This window comes from Streptomyces sp. NPDC006294 (assembly GCF_042870895.1).
Lineage (GTDB): Bacteria > Actinomycetota > Actinomycetes > Streptomycetales > Streptomycetaceae > Streptomyces.
The window spans coordinates 120,882-136,956 of the sequence record NZ_JBIAHV010000017.1 but is presented as its reverse complement, the minus strand read 5'-3'; the positions used below and the strand labels follow the sequence as shown (position 1 = coordinate 136,956).

Annotated in this window: 10 protein-coding genes; 7 read left to right on the top strand and 3 right to left on the bottom strand. The window is 71.2% G+C overall.

The features are described from left to right. Nucleotides 1-63 precede the first annotated feature (63 nt). Together ACFYOP_RS27480 and hflX are read left to right on the top strand one after the other, a co-directional pair. A complete protein-coding gene (locus ACFYOP_RS27480) occupies nt 64-1,548 on the top strand; it encodes a M1 family metallopeptidase (RefSeq protein ID WP_356895813.1) in 1,485 nt (494 codons plus the stop codon). 182 nt (nt 1,549-1,730) lie between these two features. Next, a complete protein-coding gene (gene hflX, locus ACFYOP_RS27475; RefSeq protein WP_356895815.1) occupies nt 1,731-3,221 on the top strand; it encodes a GTPase HflX in 1,491 nt (496 codons plus the stop codon). A 138-nt stretch (nt 3,222-3,359) separates the two neighbouring features. On the opposite strand, the gene ACFYOP_RS27470 is transcribed toward hflX, so the two are convergent. Continuing rightward, entirely contained in the window at nt 3,360-4,529 is a 1,170-nt protein-coding gene (locus tag ACFYOP_RS27470) for a hypothetical protein (RefSeq protein ID WP_356895817.1), read from the bottom strand. 290 nt (nt 4,530-4,819) lie between these two features. Continuing rightward, nucleotides 4,820-5,995: a hypothetical protein gene (locus ACFYOP_RS27465; RefSeq protein WP_356895819.1), complete on the bottom strand. Its 1,176-nt coding sequence runs from the start codon at nt 5,993-5,995 to the stop codon at nt 4,820-4,822. A gap of 453 nt (nt 5,996-6,448) precedes the next feature. On the opposite strand from ACFYOP_RS27465, the gene ACFYOP_RS27460 reads away from it, so the two are divergent. The 5 genes from ACFYOP_RS27460 to ACFYOP_RS27440 are packed head-to-tail and all read left to right on the top strand — an operon-like array spanning nt 6,449 to nt 14,950. Next, on the top strand, nt 6,449-7,825 hold the full coding sequence (locus tag ACFYOP_RS27460; RefSeq protein WP_356895821.1) for a diaminobutyrate--2-oxoglutarate transaminase family protein: 1,377 nt from the start codon (nt 6,449-6,451) through the stop codon (nt 7,823-7,825). Nucleotides 7,826-7,854: 29 nt separating this feature from the next. Then, nucleotides 7,855-10,056, top strand: a complete 2,202-nt coding sequence (locus ACFYOP_RS27455; RefSeq protein ID WP_356895823.1) for an IucA/IucC family protein — start codon at nt 7,855-7,857, stop codon at nt 10,054-10,056. Nucleotides 10,057-10,098: 42 nt separating this feature from the next. Further along, complete coding sequence (locus ACFYOP_RS27450) at nt 10,099-10,968, top strand: GNAT family N-acetyltransferase (RefSeq protein WP_388453121.1); 870 nt, start codon at nt 10,099-10,101, stop codon at nt 10,966-10,968. A gap of 59 nt (nt 10,969-11,027) precedes the next feature. Then, nucleotides 11,028-12,926 carry an IucA/IucC family siderophore biosynthesis protein gene (locus ACFYOP_RS27445; RefSeq protein ID WP_356895825.1) on the top strand — a complete coding sequence of 633 codons (1,899 nt, stop codon included), beginning with the start codon at nt 11,028-11,030 and terminating at the stop codon, nt 12,924-12,926. A 53-nt stretch (nt 12,927-12,979) separates the two neighbouring features. After that, a complete protein-coding gene (locus ACFYOP_RS27440; RefSeq protein ID WP_356895827.1) occupies nt 12,980-14,950 on the top strand; it encodes an ATP-dependent DNA helicase in 1,971 nt (656 codons plus the stop codon). 168 nt (nt 14,951-15,118) lie between these two features. Here ACFYOP_RS27440 and lexA read toward each other — a convergent pair whose 3' ends face one another. Beyond that, the gene (gene lexA, locus ACFYOP_RS27435; RefSeq protein WP_356895829.1) at nt 15,119-15,904 is read right to left on the bottom strand and encodes a transcriptional repressor LexA; all 786 of its coding nucleotides are present in this window, start codon (nt 15,902-15,904) and stop codon (nt 15,119-15,121) included. Nucleotides 15,905-16,075 lie beyond the last annotated feature (171 nt).

Sequence of the window (16,075 nt, the reverse complement as noted above, 5' to 3'; positions counted from 1 at the left end):
GCGCGCCGCCGCCCGTCGCGTGCCGTCGGGGTCCGTACGCCGGGGCGCTGGTAGCGGTAGTCCATGCTGCACACATCCCGGCGCCGTATGCGTGCCGCCCTGCTGGCCGCCGCGTCGGCCACCCTCATCGCCGCGACCCTGCCCTCGCCCGAGCCACTCGGCATCGGCGACCGGCTCTTCCCCCAACTGGGCAACCCCGGCTACGACGTTCTCGAGTACGACATCGCCCTCGCCTACGAAGGCCGCAACGACCGGCCCCTCGAAGCGGTCACGAGGATCGACGCCTGGTCGACCCGGGGCCTCGACCGCATCAACCTCGACTTCACCCACGGCACGGTCCGCTCGGTCATGGTGAACGACACCCCGGCCGACTTCGCCACCGCCGGCGAGGACCTCGTCATCGACCCGCCCGCGAACATCCCCGCCGGCTCGCGGATGCGGATCACCGTCGCGCACACCAGCGACCCGCGCGGACCCAAGGACGCCGGCGGCTGGGTGCGCACCGGCGACGGCCTGGTGATGGCCAACCAGGCGGACGCCGCGCACCGGGTCTTCCCCTCCAACGACCACCCGTCCGACAAGGCGTACTTCACCTTCCGCGTCACCGCGCCGCCGGACATCACCGTGGTCGCCAACGGGCGGCGGGTCGCCCGTGCCCAGACCGACAAGCAGGCGTCCTGGGTCTACCGCACGGGCCACCCCATGGCCACCGAGCTGGCCCAGGTCTCCCTCGGCCGTTCTTCCGTCGTCGAGCGGCAGGGCCCGCACGGGCTGCCCCTGCGCGACGTCGTCCCCACCGCCGACCGTGAGGCGCTGGAGCCCTGGCTGAAGAAGACGCCCGCCCAGCTGACCTGGATGGAGGAGAAGGTCGGCCGCTACCCCTTCGAGACCTACGGCGTGCTGATCGCCGACGCGGAGACCGGCTTCGAGCTGGAGACGCAGACGCTGTCGCTCTTCGAGCGCTCCGTGTTCACTTCGGGCGCCTTCCCCGAGTGGTACGTCGACTCCGTCATGGTCCACGAGCTGGCCCACCAGTGGTTCGGCAACAGCGTCACCCCGCGCACCTGGTCCGACCTGTGGCTGAACGAGGGCCACGCCACCTGGTACGAGGCGCTGTACGCGGACGAGAAGTCGAAGCAGTCGCTCGAGACCCGGATGCGCCGGGCGTACGAGCACTCCGACGCATGGCGCGCGGCGGGCGGACCGCCGGCGGCGCCGGCCGCGGCCGCGCCCGGCAAGAAGCTCAGCATCTTCCGGCCGGTCGTCTACGACGGCAGCGCGCTGGTCCTGTACGCACTGCGCCAGGAGATCGGCAGGAGCGCCTTCGAGCGCCTGCAGCGCACCTGGGTCCAGGAGCACCAGGACGGCACGGCCGGCACGGAGGACTTCACGCAGCTCGCATCGAGCATCGCGGAGCGTGACCTCTCCGCGTTCTTCCAGCGCTGGCTGTACGGCAAGAAGACGCCCGCGATGCCCGGCCACCCCGACTGGCGCAGCCGGGCCGTCGAGGACGCCGGGAGTGGCGCCACGAAGGCCCGCCGCCGCTGAGAAGCCGCCGAAATCGGGGTGACGGTCCCGGCGGGCCCGTGCGACCATCGGCGGGTCGGCGGCGCTGCCGGGACCGGAACCCCCAGGGGGAATCTTCCGGGGCCCCCACGCGTTGTCACTGGCAACGGAGCGGTCCGGCACTCGGCCGGCACGTCCGCTCTCCATATCGACGTAAGGATCCAATGACCTCCTCTTCATCCCCTTCCCAGGAACAGCAGAGCTCCGCGGAGACGCGCACAGAGAGCCTTCGGGCCGATGCCCTGATGGAAGAGGACGTCGCCTGGAGCCACGAGATCGACACCGAGCGGGACGGCGACCAGTTCGACCGCTCCGAGCGTGCCGCGCTGCGGCGGGTGGTGGGCCTCTCCACCGAGCTCGAGGACGTCACCGAGGTCGAGTACCGGCAGCTGCGCCTCGAGCGCGTCGTGCTGGTCGGCGTCTGGACCTCGGGGACCGCGCAGGACGCGGAGAACTCCCTCGCGGAGCTGGCGGCCCTCGCCGAGACGGCGGGCGCTCTCGTCCTCGACGGCGTCATCCAGCGCCGCGACAAGCCGGACCCGGCCACGTACATCGGCTCGGGCAAGGCGCAGGAGCTGCGCGACATCGTGCTCGAGACCGGTGCCGACACCGTCGTCTGCGACGGTGAGCTCAGCCCCGGCCAGCTCATCCAGCTCGAGGACGTCGTCAAGGTCAAGGTGGTCGACCGGACCGCCCTGATCCTCGACATCTTCGCCCAGCACGCCAAGTCCCGAGAGGGCAAGGCGCAGGTGGCCCTGGCGCAGATGCAGTACATGCTGCCCAGGCTCCGTGGCTGGGGTCAGTCGCTGTCCCGACAGATGGGTGGCGGCGGCAGTGGCGGCATGGCCACACGCGGTCCCGGTGAGACCAAGATCGAGACGGACCGGCGCCGGATCCGCGAGAAGATGGCGAAGATGCGCCGTGAGATCGCGGAGATGAAGACCGGCCGCGACATCAAGCGCCAGGAGCGCCGCCGTAACAAGGTGCCCTCCGTCGCCATCGCCGGTTACACCAACGCGGGCAAGTCCTCCCTGCTCAACCGCCTCACGGGCGCCGGCGTCCTGGTGGAGAACGCACTGTTCGCCACCCTGGACCCGACCGTCCGGCGGGCCGAGACCCCGAGCGGCCGCGGGTACACCCTGGCCGACACCGTCGGGTTCGTACGGCACCTGCCGCACCACCTGGTCGAGGCGTTCCGTTCCACCATGGAGGAGGTCGGGGACTCCGACCTGATCCTGCACGTGGTCGACGGGGCGCACCCGGCGCCGGAGGAGCAGCTGGCAGCCGTGCGCGAGGTGATCCGCGACGTGGGCGCGACGGACGTGCCCGAGATCGTCGTGATCAACAAGGCGGACGCGGCCGACCCGCTCGTACTGCAGCGCCTGCTGCGCATCGAGCGGCACGCGATCGCGGTGTCGGCCCGGACCGGCGCGGGCATCGGCGAGCTGATGCGGCTGATCGACGACGAGCTGCCCAGGCCGAAGATCGAGATCGAGGCGCTCGTGCCCTACACCGAGGGCCGGCTGGTCTCGCGGGTCCACGCCGACGGCGAGGTGATCTCCGAGGAGCACACCACGGAGGGCACTGCGCTGAAGGCCCGGGTGCACGAGGAACTGGCCGCAGCCCTGTCCCCGTACGTGCCGGCGGCACACTGACGGTGTCCCCGTCAGGCGCCGGTGGCACCGCGGTGGCTTCCGTCTGCTGAACAGGGCGAAGGGCCCGCCCCCTGGGGGGCGGGCCCTTCGGCTGTTCGCGTGCGGTCGCCCGGCCGGCCTACGGCCCGGCGAACCTGCTTACCGTCCGGCGAACTTGTCGCTCATCATCGTGTAGATCTGCTGGGCGTCCGCGTCCAGTCGCGGACCCGCCAGCCAGCCCGAAGTGACCGGGCCGATGGACGTGTTGGAGACCAGCGCCAGTTTTCCGTTGGGCTGTTCGGCGAACCAGCCGCCGCCGGAGGAACCGCCGGTCATGGTGCAGCCGATGCGCCACATCGTCGGAGTGCCGGGAGCGATCGACAGCCGCCCGGGCCGGTCGACGCACTTGTGCATGAGCGCGCCGTCGTACGGCGGCGCGGCCGGGTAGCCCCAGGCGCCCATGGCGCGGATGTCCTTGGCCTCGGGGGCGTCGAAGTCGATGTCGAGGGCGACGCCGACCGTCTCCTCGAGGGACTTGGTGCCCCGCTCGGGCTTCACATGCATCACGGCGTAGTCGTACGGGGCGCCGTTGCCGCCCGTCGGGCCGCCCTCGTTGATCCAGGCGCCCGAGGTCGCGACCCAGTCGGCCCAGTAGACGCCGTACGGCGCGACCTCCTGCGGCCGCGCGTTCTCCAGCGCGGCGGGGGACTTGCCCTGGTCGTTGTAGGCCGGGACGAAGGCGATGTTGCGGTACCAGCCGCCCGCCTGACCCGCGTGGACGCAGTGGCCCGCCGTCCACACGAGGTTGGACTTGCCGGGGTTCTCCGGGTCCTTGACGACGGTCGCGGAACAGACCATCGAGCCTTCGGGGGCGTCGAAGAACACCTTGCCGACGGGGGCGGCGTTCTTGTGGTACGGCTTCTTCTCCGGCTCGGCACGGACCGGGCGGGGCTCCGGGTCGGTGACGCCCTGGTCGCCGGAGAGGTCACCGGTCGCCATCGTCTTCGCGGGCGCCTTGGCCGTCGTCATCCGCTCGGGCTTCCACAGGCCCTCGATCACCGGGTTGACGAAGTCCTTGGCCTCACGCAGCCACTTGTCCTTGTCCCAGTTCTTCCACTCGCCGTTCTTCCACTTGTCCAGGTCGACGCCCTGCTCCTTGAGCTTGTCGGCCAGGTCCGCGGGAAGTGCGGCGGCTTCCTTGTCCGCGGCCGGGCCGGACGCGGCAGGCTTGTCCGCCGCCTCCGTCCCGCTCGGGCCACAGGCCGTCGCCGTCAGGGCGAGAGCCGAAACGAGGCCGGCCGCTGCCAGCAGTGGTCGTATGGATCGCATGGAACGATTCCCCCTGGAAAGCTCTGTACTGGCCATGGAAAGGCACATTGCGCTTGCCATGGACGTGTCATAGGAAGAGGCGGCCGTCGGGGCCGCCTCGTGCTGCGGCACCACTCTAGGCTCTGCGGACGGACGATCATCGTCACGGGCCCTCAACTGCACGGACTCTCCACGAGGATGGAGAACGAGGGCGAGGCGCAGGTGTGGGCGAGGAGCGGCGAGGGTCCCGGCCACCCGGCCGGGACCCTCGCCGGATCAGTTCACACGGGCGCCCTCGCGCCCGGACGTCCTTATTGGCCCGCGAACTTCTTGCTGACCGCCTCGTAGATGCCCTCGGCCTCCTTGCCGAGACGCGGACCGGCCAGCCAGCCGGCCGTCACCGGGCCGATGGAGGTGTTGGACACCAGGGCCGGCTTGCCGTCCTGGCCCTGTGCGACCCAGCCGCCGCCGGACGAACCGCCGGTCATGGTGCAGCCGATGCGGTACATCGTCGGCTCGCTCGCCTTCAGCGACAGCCGGCCCGGCTTGTCCGCGCACTGGAAGAGCTTCTGGCCGTCGTACGGCGGGGCCGCCGGGTATCCGGTGGCGGTCATGCTCTGGATCTTCGGCACCGCGGGGGCGTTGAAGTCGACCGGCAGGGCCGAACCGACCGTCTCCTCGAGGGACTTGCCGGTGCTGCCCTTCTCCGGGGTCACGTGGATGACGGCGTAGTCGTACGCCGCGCCCTGTCCGCCGGTCGCGGCGCCCTGGGAGATCCACTGGTCGGAGGTCTGGGCCCAGTCGCCCCACCAGACACCGTAGGGAGCGATCTCCTCCTTGGGCGCCTTCTCCAGCTCCGCGGTCTCCTTGGCACCGTCGTTGTAGGACGGGACGAACGCGATGTTGCGGTACCAGCCGCCGCTCTTGCCGGCGTGCACACAGTGGCCGGCGGTCCACACCATGTTGGACTTGCCGGGGTGGGCCGGGTCCTTCACCACGGTCGCGGAACAGACCATCGACCCCTGCGGGCCGTCGAAGAAGACCTTGCCGGCCTCCGCGGCGTCCGCGTGGTACGGAGCCTTCACGGCCTGGGCGTCGACCGGGGCCGGCGCGGGGTCGGTGACGCCTTCGTCGCCCGAGATGTCGTTGTCGACCGGCTTCTCCGGGGGCTTCTCGGCGTCCCGCATCCGGTCCGGGTCCCAGAGGTCCTCGATGATCGGGTTGACGAAGTCCTGCGCCTCACGCAGCCACTTGTCCTTGTCCCAGTTCTTCCACTCGCCGTCCTTCCACTTGTCCAGGTCGATCCCGCGCTCCTTGAGGCGGTCCTTGAGATCGTCCGGAATAGTGATCTTGCCGTCGGCGGGCTGACTGGCCGAAGCGGTCGGCTCGCCGCCGGCGTTGTCCTCGCCGGGGCCGCACCCGGTGGCGGCAAGTGCCAGCACCGCGGCCATCGAGGCCGCTGCCAGCGTCGGACGAATGGGTCGCATCTCTTGATCCCCCTGGGACTTCGGTGCTGCTGATCGATTGAACTCAGCGGTTGGACAGAACTGTTGGACTGCTCGGCCGGATCCGTCGGCTCAACCCATCGGCTGAATCGGTCGGCTGAACCGGTTGATCGGCCGACCGCTTGGGCCGGGTGGCCGGGCCGAGCTGTTGAATTGTCGGTATTACCCAGGAACTTCCGGAAGGAGTGCGTTCCTGACCCCCTGCACGGCTCGTGGCCGCCGGAGTGCGGCCCCCACTATGCCGGTGCCGATGGGGACGGCGTGCGGCAGGTCCATGGTTCCGGACCGTAAGGATCTTCCGATCGGCCGTGATCCCCGGCCCCTCGCGTCGTTGGTACGTGCGGGGACGCGAGGACAGCCTTCAACGCCGGTGCGCCCCGCGGGGGTGCCGTACCGATGTGCAACGCAACTGTGACAGCCGGAGGACGAACAGCCGTGGCCGTGACCGAACCTGCTCCGGTGGCGCCGACCGCAGCTCACGAGGGGATCCTGCGAAGACAGTCGCTCCGCGAGTCGGCTGCCCGGACCTACGCGCGCTCACTGCCCATCGTGCCGGTGCGGGCCAGGGGACTGACGATCGAGGGCGCCGACGGCCGCCGGTACCTCGACTGCCTCTCGGGCGCGGGCACCCTGGCGCTCGGGCACAACCACCCCGTGGTCCTGGAAGCGATCAAGAACGTGCTCGACTCGGGCGCCCCGCTGCACGTTCTCGACCTCGCCACCCCGGTCAAGGACGCCTTCGTCACCGAGCTGTTCGCCACGCTCCCGCGCCCGCTGGCCGAGGACGGGCGCATCCAGTTCTGCGGCCCCGCGGGCACGGACGCCGTGGAGGCCGCGCTCAAACTCGTCAGGACGGCCACCGGCCGCAGCGGCCTGTTCGCCTTCACGGGCGCCTATCACGGCATGACGGCAGGCGCGCTCGAAGCCTCCAGCGGCGCCGGCGACGTACGGGTCACCCGCCTGCCGTTCCCGCACGACTACCGGTGCCCCTTCGGGATCGGCGGCGAGCGCGGCGCGGAGGTCGCCGCCCGCTGGACCGAGAGCCTCCTCGACGACAGCAAGAGCGGTGTCCCCAAGCCGGCCGGCATGATCCTCGAACCCGTGCAGGGGGAGGGTGGGGTGATCCCCGCCCCCGACGCCTGGCTGCGCCGGATGCGTGAGGTCACCGCCTCCCGCTCCATCCCGCTGATCGCCGACGAAGTGCAGACCGGGGTCGGACGCACCGGGACTTTCTGGGGCGTCGAGCACAGCGGAGTCGTACCGGACGTCATGGTGCTGTCCAAGGCCATCGGCGGGTCCCTTCCGCTCGCCGTCATCGTCTATCGCTCAGCGCTCGACGCCTGGGAGCCCGGAGCGCACGCGGGCACCTTCAGGGGGAACCAGCTCGCCATGGCGGCGGGCGCCGCCACCCTCGCCCATGTCCGGGAGAACCGCCTCGCCGAGCGCGCCGCGACGCTCGGCGCCCGCATGCTGGCCCGCCTCCAGGGGCTCGCCGCCGCCCATCCCTGCATCGGAGACGTACGCGGCCGGGGCCTGATGATCGGCGTCGAACTCGTCGACCCCGACTCCATGGCACCGGACGCAGTCGTCCCGCCGCCGGCACCCCGGCTCGCGGCCCTCGTCCAGCAGGAGTGTCTGCGCCGCGGACTCATCGTCGAACTGGGCGGACGCCGGGCCGCCGTCGTGCGCCTGCTCCCGCCGCTCACCCTGACCGACGAACAAGCGGCCGCCGTCCTCGAACGGTTCGCCGATGCCCTGGCCGCCGCTGAGCGCTCCACGCAGGGCCGCAGCGACCACAGGCAGTCGCACTGACCCCGGACCACGTCACAAGGAAGCCCTCCGTGAACCCCACTCCCGCACCCGATGCGCCCGAGTCCCCCGACGGTCCCGCCGGCCACCACCGCGAGCAGGGCGGCGTGAGCGGCCCCCTCACGCTGGAGCCCGCGACGGTGCCACGCCAGGCCGGTCGCCTCGACGAAGCCCGCGACGCGGCCGCGGCCACGCCGACGCCTCCCGGTGCCCCCGGCGACCTGGACCGGCCCGGCCGCCCCGGCAGTCTCGCCCACCTCGACGGGTCCGATCGTCCCGGCGACCTGGACCGGCCCGATCGCCCCGGCAGTCTCGACCACCTGGACCGCCTCGACCGGCCCGACCGCGCCGGCCGTTCGGACCGGTCCGGCCTTCCCGATCGCGCTGACCGTCCCGTCGCCGAGCCGGACGCGCTCGGCGACCTGGACCGGTTGAAGCACTCGGGCCCGCTGGACGACCCCGGCCCGGGGGCGCGTCCCGACCACCTAGACAGCCCCGACCAGGCGGAGCACCCGGATCCCCTCGACGACCCCGACGCGCGCCGCGCCGCGGACACGGCCACCGTGGAGAACCTGCTGCGCTGCTGGGTGCGGGAGAACGACCTGGCGCGCCCCGACGGACCCACCCTGCGCATCCTCCTCGCCGCCAGTGGCACCGCACTACTGGTCCCCGTCCACTACTGGTCGGCCACCGGATGGCACCGCTTCGGATCTCCCGCCCTGGAGGGCAGCCCGGACGAGGCCGCCCGGGCCGACGCCGTGACCGTGGCCGCGCTGCTCGGCCGCGAGAGCGGTCACGGTGAGGGATCCGACCTCGTGGCGCGGGTCGCCGACTCCGCCCGGCGCACTGCCGACTTCATCACCGATCGGCGCCGGCGCCCCACCGCCCCTCCCGAGGCGGACCTGTTCCTCACCGCCGAGCAGTCGCTGTTGCTCGGCCACCCCCTCCATCCGACGCCCAAGAGCCGTGAAGGACTCTCCGAGTCCGAAGCACGGAGCTACTCGCCCGAGTTGTACGGCTCCTTCCCGTTGCACTGGATGGCTGTCGACAAGTCGGTACTGGCCGCAGAGTCGGCCTGGACCGAACAGGGCCGCGCCATCACGGCCGGACAGCTCACCTCCCGTCTCGCGGGAGACCTCCCGCGTCCCGACAACAGTGTCGCCCTCCCCCTGCACCCCTGGCAGGCACGCGACATCAGGCAGCGCGCGGCCGTTTCCACGCTGCTGGACGCCGGCCTCCTGCACGACCTCGGCCCCCATGGCGACCTCTGGTACCCCACCTCCTCCGTCCGTACGGTGCACCGGCCCGGCGCCCCGGCCATGCTGAAGCTCTCCCTCGGCCTGCGGATCACCAACTCCTGCCGGGAGAACCTCCGCAAGGAACTGCACCGTGGGGTCGAGGTCCACCGACTGCTCCGCGCCGGCCTCGCCGAGCAGTGGCGGGCCGCCCACCCCCGCTTCGACATCGTGCGCGATCCGGCCTGGCTCGCCGTCGACACGCCTGACGCCGGACCCGTGCACGGACTCGACGTCATGATTCGTCACAACCCCTTCGGTCCCGGCGACGACGCGGTCTGCATCGCGGCCCTGACCACCCCCCGCCCATGGCCCGGACGGGCGGGCATGCGCTCACGCCTCGCGGTCACCGTCGAACGCCTCGCCGCCCGTACCGGCCGACCCCTCACCGCGGTGGCGGCCGAGTGGTTCCTGCGCTACCTCGACCAGGTCGTACGCCCCGTGCTGTGGCTGGATGCCACAGCGGGCATCGCCCTCGAGGCCCACCAGCAGAACACGATCGTGCTGCTGGACCCCGACGGCTGGCCGACCGGTGGCCGCTACCGGGACAACCAGGGCTACTACTTCCGCGAGTCCCACCGCGAGCGGCTCGAAGCCCGCCTCCCGGGCATCGGCGCGGACAGCGACACCTTCGTCTCCGACGACGTCACCGACGAGCGCTTCGCCTACTACCTCGCCATCAACAACGTGCTGGGTCTGATCGGAGCCTTCGGGGCGCAGCGCCTCGCCGACGAGCGGGTGCTGCTCGCCGCCTTCCGGCAGTTCCTCGCCTCCGCTGCCGGCATGGGCTCACCGCTGCCCGGTCAGCTGCTCGAGACACCCACGCTCCGCTGCAAGGCCAACCTGCTCACCCGGCTCCACGGACTCGACGAACTCGTCGGCCCTGTCGACACCCAGTCCGTCTACGTCACCATCGCCAATCCCCTCCGATCGTCCTGAGGCACGACACCCGACACCGAACCGCGAGAGGAGCACGCCGCATTGCCTCCCACCGATGCGTACACCGCCGGCTGGCCCGGGCCCGCTCCCCGGCCACGGGGAGGCATCGAGGACACACTCCCTCCCCGGCTGGGAGGAGATGCCGAGGGCGTGCTTCCTCCCCAGCCGAGACGGAGAGTCGCGGACACGCTTCCTCCCCGGCTGGGAGGAGACGGCGCCGAGGACACCCTCGACCTGCGGCTCCCGGACGAGTTCCTCGCGCTGTTCCACGACCATGCCCCCGCCCCTTGCACGCCGGCGGAGCGTGCCCGCCCCCGGTCGCGCGCCGGGGGCGCCGTCGGCGAACTGCTCGGCGACCCCGGTGACTGGGCGCCGGCCGCCACGCCCGCCGGCGTCTTCCTGCTCGTCCCCGTGGTCCTGAGACGTGATCTCGCGCTCATCGCCCGGTGGATGAACGACCCCGCCGTCGCCGCCTTCTGGGAACTGGCGGGACCCGACGCCGTCACCGCCACGCACGTGTCCGCACAACTCGAGGGCGACGGCCGCAGCGTCCCCTGCCTCGGTGTCCTCGACGGCACACCCATGAGCTACTTCGAGCTCTACCGCGCCGACCTCGATCCGCTCGCCCGCCACTACCCCGCACGTCCGCACGACACCGGCGTCCATCTGCTCATCGGTGGCGTCGCCGACCGCGGCCGCGGCGTCGGCTCCACCCTCCTTCGAGCCCTGTCCGATCTCGTGCTCGACAACCTGCCCCTGTGTACGCGCGTCATCGCTGAACCCGACCTGCGCAACACCCCCTCCCTGTCCGCCTTTCTCAGCTCCGGCTTTCGTCTTTCCGCGGAAATCGACCTTCCCGACAAGCGAGCCGCCCTCATGGTCCGCGACCGGGCGCTGCGGAACCTGCTGTGAACAACCCGCTGACTTACATACACCGCCCGATCCGCATCGGTTCCATCTGAGGAGTCCCCGTGCCGAAGTCCCCTGCCAGCCACGGCTCCGTCCCCTTCGTCCCGCCCGGCCTGACCCGCGGGAACTGGGAGCGGGCAGCCGCCCGCCTGCTCGCCAAGATGCTCGGCGAATTCGCCTACGAAGAGATCATCGAGCCGGTCATGGTCCAGCCGGACGACTCGGCCCCGGTCCCGTCCGCCGCTCCCACCCCGGTTCCCACCCCGGCTCCGAGCCGGGCTTCGATCCAGCCGGACGCCGTCGGCCCGGCGGCAGGCGGCGACCTCTACGCCCTCCCTGTCGAAGGGATGGGCGTGCTGACGTTCCGGGCCCGGCGGGGAGCCTATGGAAGCTGGCGCATCGCTCCCGGCTCCGTGGCATGCGACGGCCTTCCCTTCTCCGACCCGCTGGCCTTCCTCGCCCGGGCGAGGGCCCTGCTCGGCCTCGACGGAGCCACCCTCGGCCATCTGATCCGTGAAATGTCCGTCACCCTGACCGGGGACACCCGGCTCGACGGCACCGCTCTGAGCGCCGCCGAACTCGCGGACCTCGGCTACGCGGAGCTCGAAGGACACCAGACCGGCCACCCGTGGCTGGTGCTCAACAAGGGGCGCATCGGCTTCTCCGCCACCGACACCGCCCACTGGGCGCCTGAAGCCCGCTGCGCCGCGCGCCTTCCCTGGATAGCGGTCAAAGCCGGTCTCGCGGCCTACCGCGGGGTCCCCGGGCTCGATCGCGCGGAGGTCCTGTACGCCCGCGAGCTCGACGAAGGGACCCGTGAGTCCTTCGCGGCCTCGCTGCGCGACAAGGGCCTCGATCCCGCCGCATACCTGTTCCTCCCGGTGCACCCCTGGCAGTGGGACGAAGTGCTGCTCCCCCTCTACGCGCCCGCGGTGGCGCGCGGCGAGATCGTTCCGCTGCCCAGCGACGGGGACCGAAGGCTGCCCCAGCAGTCGATCAGGACCTTCACGAACATCGACCGGCCCGACCGCCACACCGTGAAACTGCCGCTGTCCATCCTGAACACACTGGTGTGGCGGGGGCTGCCCACCGAGCGGACCCTCGCGGCGCCCGCCGTCACCTCGTGGGTACAGGGCCTGCGCGAGGCGGACCCGTTCCTGCGCGACGAGTGCCGGGTCGTCCTGCTCGGCGAGGTCGCTTCAGTGACGGTCGAGCATCCGCTGTACGACCACCTTCCCGAGGTGCCCTACCAGTACAAGGAACTGCTCGGCGCGATCTGGCGCGAGCCGCTTCAGCCGCGGCTGGACGCGGGGGAGCGGGCCCGCACTCTCGCCTCGCTCCTCCACACCGATCCACAGGGCCGGGCGTTCACCGCCGAACTCGTCAGCCGGTCAGGTCTCGCCCCGGCCGTCTGGCTCCAGCGGCTCTTCGCGGCCCTGCTGCCCCCTCTGCTGCATTTCCTCTACCGCTACGGCGTCGTCTTCTCCCCGCACGGCGAGAACGCCATCGTGGTCCACGACGACCACGACATCCCGGTCCGCCTCGCGATCAAGGACTTCGTCGACGATGTGAACGTCAGCGCGCAGCCACTGCCCGAGCACGCGTCGATGCCGGACGAGGTGCGGCGGATCCTTCTCACCGAGGATTCCGGATTCCTCACCCAGTTCATCCACTCCGGTCTCTTCGTGGGAGTGTTCCGCTATCTCGCGCCGCTCTGCGAGGAGCAACTCGACGTTCCCGAGGAGCAGTTCTACTCGCTGGTACGGGCGGAGATCCTGCGCCACCAGGCCCACTTCCCCGAGCTCAAGGAGCGTTACGAGACGTTCGACCTGCTCACTCCGCGTATCGAGCGCCTGTGCCTCAACCGGAACCGGCTTCACCTCGACGGCTACCGAGACCGTCCGGAGCGCCCTCACGCGGCCGTCCACGGCACTGTCCCCAACCCGCTGGCCCCGGCCTGATGGCCCGGCTGCGTGATCCCGTTGTCGGTGGCGCCCCGTAGGCTGGTCGGGCTATGACGAAGCCATCCCTTCCCGAGCTCCTCCACTCCGCCGTGACCGCCGTCGGCGGTGTGGAGCGGCCAGGCCAGGTCACCATGGCCGAGGCCGTTGCCGAGGCCATCGACGACGATTCCCACCTGCTGGTCCAGGCCGGCACCGGCACCGGAAAGTCGCTCGGCTATCTCGTCCCGGCCCTCGCCCACGGCGAACGGGTGGTGGTGGCCACGGCGACCCTGGCGCTGCAGCGCCAGCTCGTCGAGCGCGATCTGCCGCGTACGGTCGAAGCGCTGCATCCGCTGCTGCGACGCCGGCCGGATTTCGCGATGCTCAAGGGCCGGTCGAACTACCTGTGCCTCCACCGCCTGCACGAGGGCGTGCCGCAGGACGACGAGGAGGGGCTCTTCGACCAGTTCGAGGCAGCGGCGCCCACGAGCAAGCTCGGCAAGGACCTGCTGCGCATGCGGGACTGGGCCGACGAGACCGAGACCGGTGACAGGGACGACCTGACACCGGGCGTCTCCGACCGGGCCTGGCACCAGGTCTCCGTCTCCTCCCGCGAATGCCTGGGCGCCTCCAAGTGCGCCTACGGGGCGGAGTGCTTCGCCGAGATGGCGCGCGAGCGGGCGAAGCTCGCGGACGTCGTCGTCACCAACCACGCCCTGCTGGCGATCGACGCCATCGAAGGCGCCCCGGTGCTCCCGCAGCACGAGGTGCTGATCGTCGACGAGGCGCATGAGCTGGTCTCCCGTGTGACGGGCGTGGCCACGGGCGAGCTCACTCCCGGGCAGGTCAACCGGGCCGTCCGCCGTGCCGCCAAGCTCGTCAACGAGAAGGCGGCCGACGCTCTCCAGACGGCCGCCGAGTCCTTCGAGCAGCTCATGGAACTGGCCCTCCCCGGCCGTCTCGAGGAGATCCCCGAGGACCTCGGCTACGCCCTGATGGCGCTGCGCGACGCGGCCCGTACGGTGATCAGCGCCATCGGCTCCACCAGGGACAAGTCCGTCCAGGACGAGGACGCCGTGCGCAAGCAGGCGCTGGCCGCCGTCGAGAATGTGCACTCCGTCGCCGAGCGCATCACCCAGGGCTCCGAGTACGACGTGGTCTGGTTCGAGCGGCATGACCGGTTCGGGGCGTCGCTGCGGGTGGCGCCGCTCTCCGTCTCCGGGCTGTTGCGCGAGAAGCTGTTCGCGGAGCGGTCGGTGGTGCTCACCTCGGCCACGCTCAAGCTCGGCGGCGACTTCAACGGAGTGGGGGCCTCGCTGGGTCTCGCGCCGGAAGGCAGCGGGGGCGAGGACGTGCCGCAGTGGAAGGGCCTCGACGTCGGCTCGCCCTTCGACTACCCCAAGCAGGGCATCCTCTACGTCGCCCGGCATCTGGCCACCCCCGGGCGCGAGGGTTCCCGCGGCGACATGATGGACGAGCTGGCCGAACTGGTGGAAGCCGCCGGCGGGCGTACGCTCGGGCTCTTCTCCTCGATGCGGGCCGCGAAGGCGGCGGCGGAGGAACTACGCGGCCGCATCGGCAATCCGATTCTGCTGCAGGGCGAGGAGACTCTGGGCGAATTGATCAAGGCGTTCGCCGCGGACCCGGAGACATGTCTGTTCGGCACTCTCTCGCTCTGGCAGGGCGTCGATGTGCCCGGTCCCGGCTGCCAGCTCGTCGTGATGGACCGCATTCCGTTCCCGCGCCCCGACGACCCGCTGATGAGTGCCCGGCAGAAGGCCGTCGAGGAGGCGGGCGGCAATGGGTTCATGGCCGTGGCGGCGACGCACGCGGCGCTGTTGATGGCACAGGGAGCGGGCCGGCTGGTGCGCGCGACCGGAGACCGCGGTGTGGTGGCGGTGCTCGATCCGCGGCTCGCCAATGCGCGCTACGGCACCTATCTGCGCGCCTCGCTGCCCGACTTCTGGTACACGACGGACCGCAACCAGGTCCGCCGTTCCCTGGCGGCGATCGACGCGGTGGCCAAGGCGGAGGGCAAGTAGGTCACGGCCCCAGCGGTCCGCCGTGTCGGAAAGCGCGCCTGCCGGAGGGCAGCGCGAGTGGCCGGACGCTGCTCGCCCGGCTTCGCCGGCTCACAAGCGTGCGGGCAGCGCAGGACCCCGGGACCGGCGCAGTGGATCCCGGGGTCCGGTCTGGGCCGGCGGGTGGTTTCACACCCGTCGCAGCACCGCCACCACCTTGCCGAGGATGGTCGCCTCGTCACCGGGGATGGGCTGGTACGCGGCGTTGTGCGGGAGCAGCCAGACATGGCCGTTCTCCCGCTTGAAGCGCTTGACCGTGGCCTCGCCGTCGAGCATGGCCGCCACGATGTCCCCGTTCTCCGCGACGGGCTGGCGGCGCACGGTCACCCAGTCGCCGTCGCAGATCGCGGCCTCGATCATCGAGTCTCCGACGACCTTCAGCACGAAGAGCTCACCGTCGCCGACCAGCTGGCGGGGGAGGGGGAAGACGTCCTCGACGGACTCCTCGGCCAGGATGGGGCCACCGGCCGCGATCCGGCCGACGAGGGGCACGTACGACGCCGCGGGCTTGCCGGTGGTGTCCGTGGGCTGAGTGCTCGGCTGGTCGGAGCCGCGGACCTCGTACGCCCGGGGGCGGTGCGGGTCCCTGCGCAGGAACCCCTTGCGCTCCAGCGCCATGAGCTGGTGGGCCACGGACGAGGTGCTCGACAGGCCGACCGCCTGGCCGATCTCGCGCATCGACGGCGGGTATCCCCTTCGCTGCACGGAGTCGCGGATGACCTCGATGACGCGCCGCTGCCGGTCCGTGAGGCCGGAGCTGTCGGCCCGGATGCCGGGAGGTCGGCCGGGCAACGAGCGGCCGGGCTTCGGCCCCTCGGGGGTCGTGGCTGCGTCATTCATGGCATGCACCGGCTCGAATCGGCTCTGTGAGCGGTCCTGGGCAGTGATGGTGGCACTGTCTGCGGTGGTGGTCACGTCGGCCCCTCTCGAATGGTCTCCCTAAATGGACAACGGTAGTTGGTTTCGAAAGGTTGCGCCAAACACACGTTCGAGTGAAAAATTGCAGATTGCCTGACGTGGGCATTCTGCTGGGTGTATGTGCGAACGATCGAGCCGGGCCGCGTAGCCGCTACGGTAGCCTTCGCC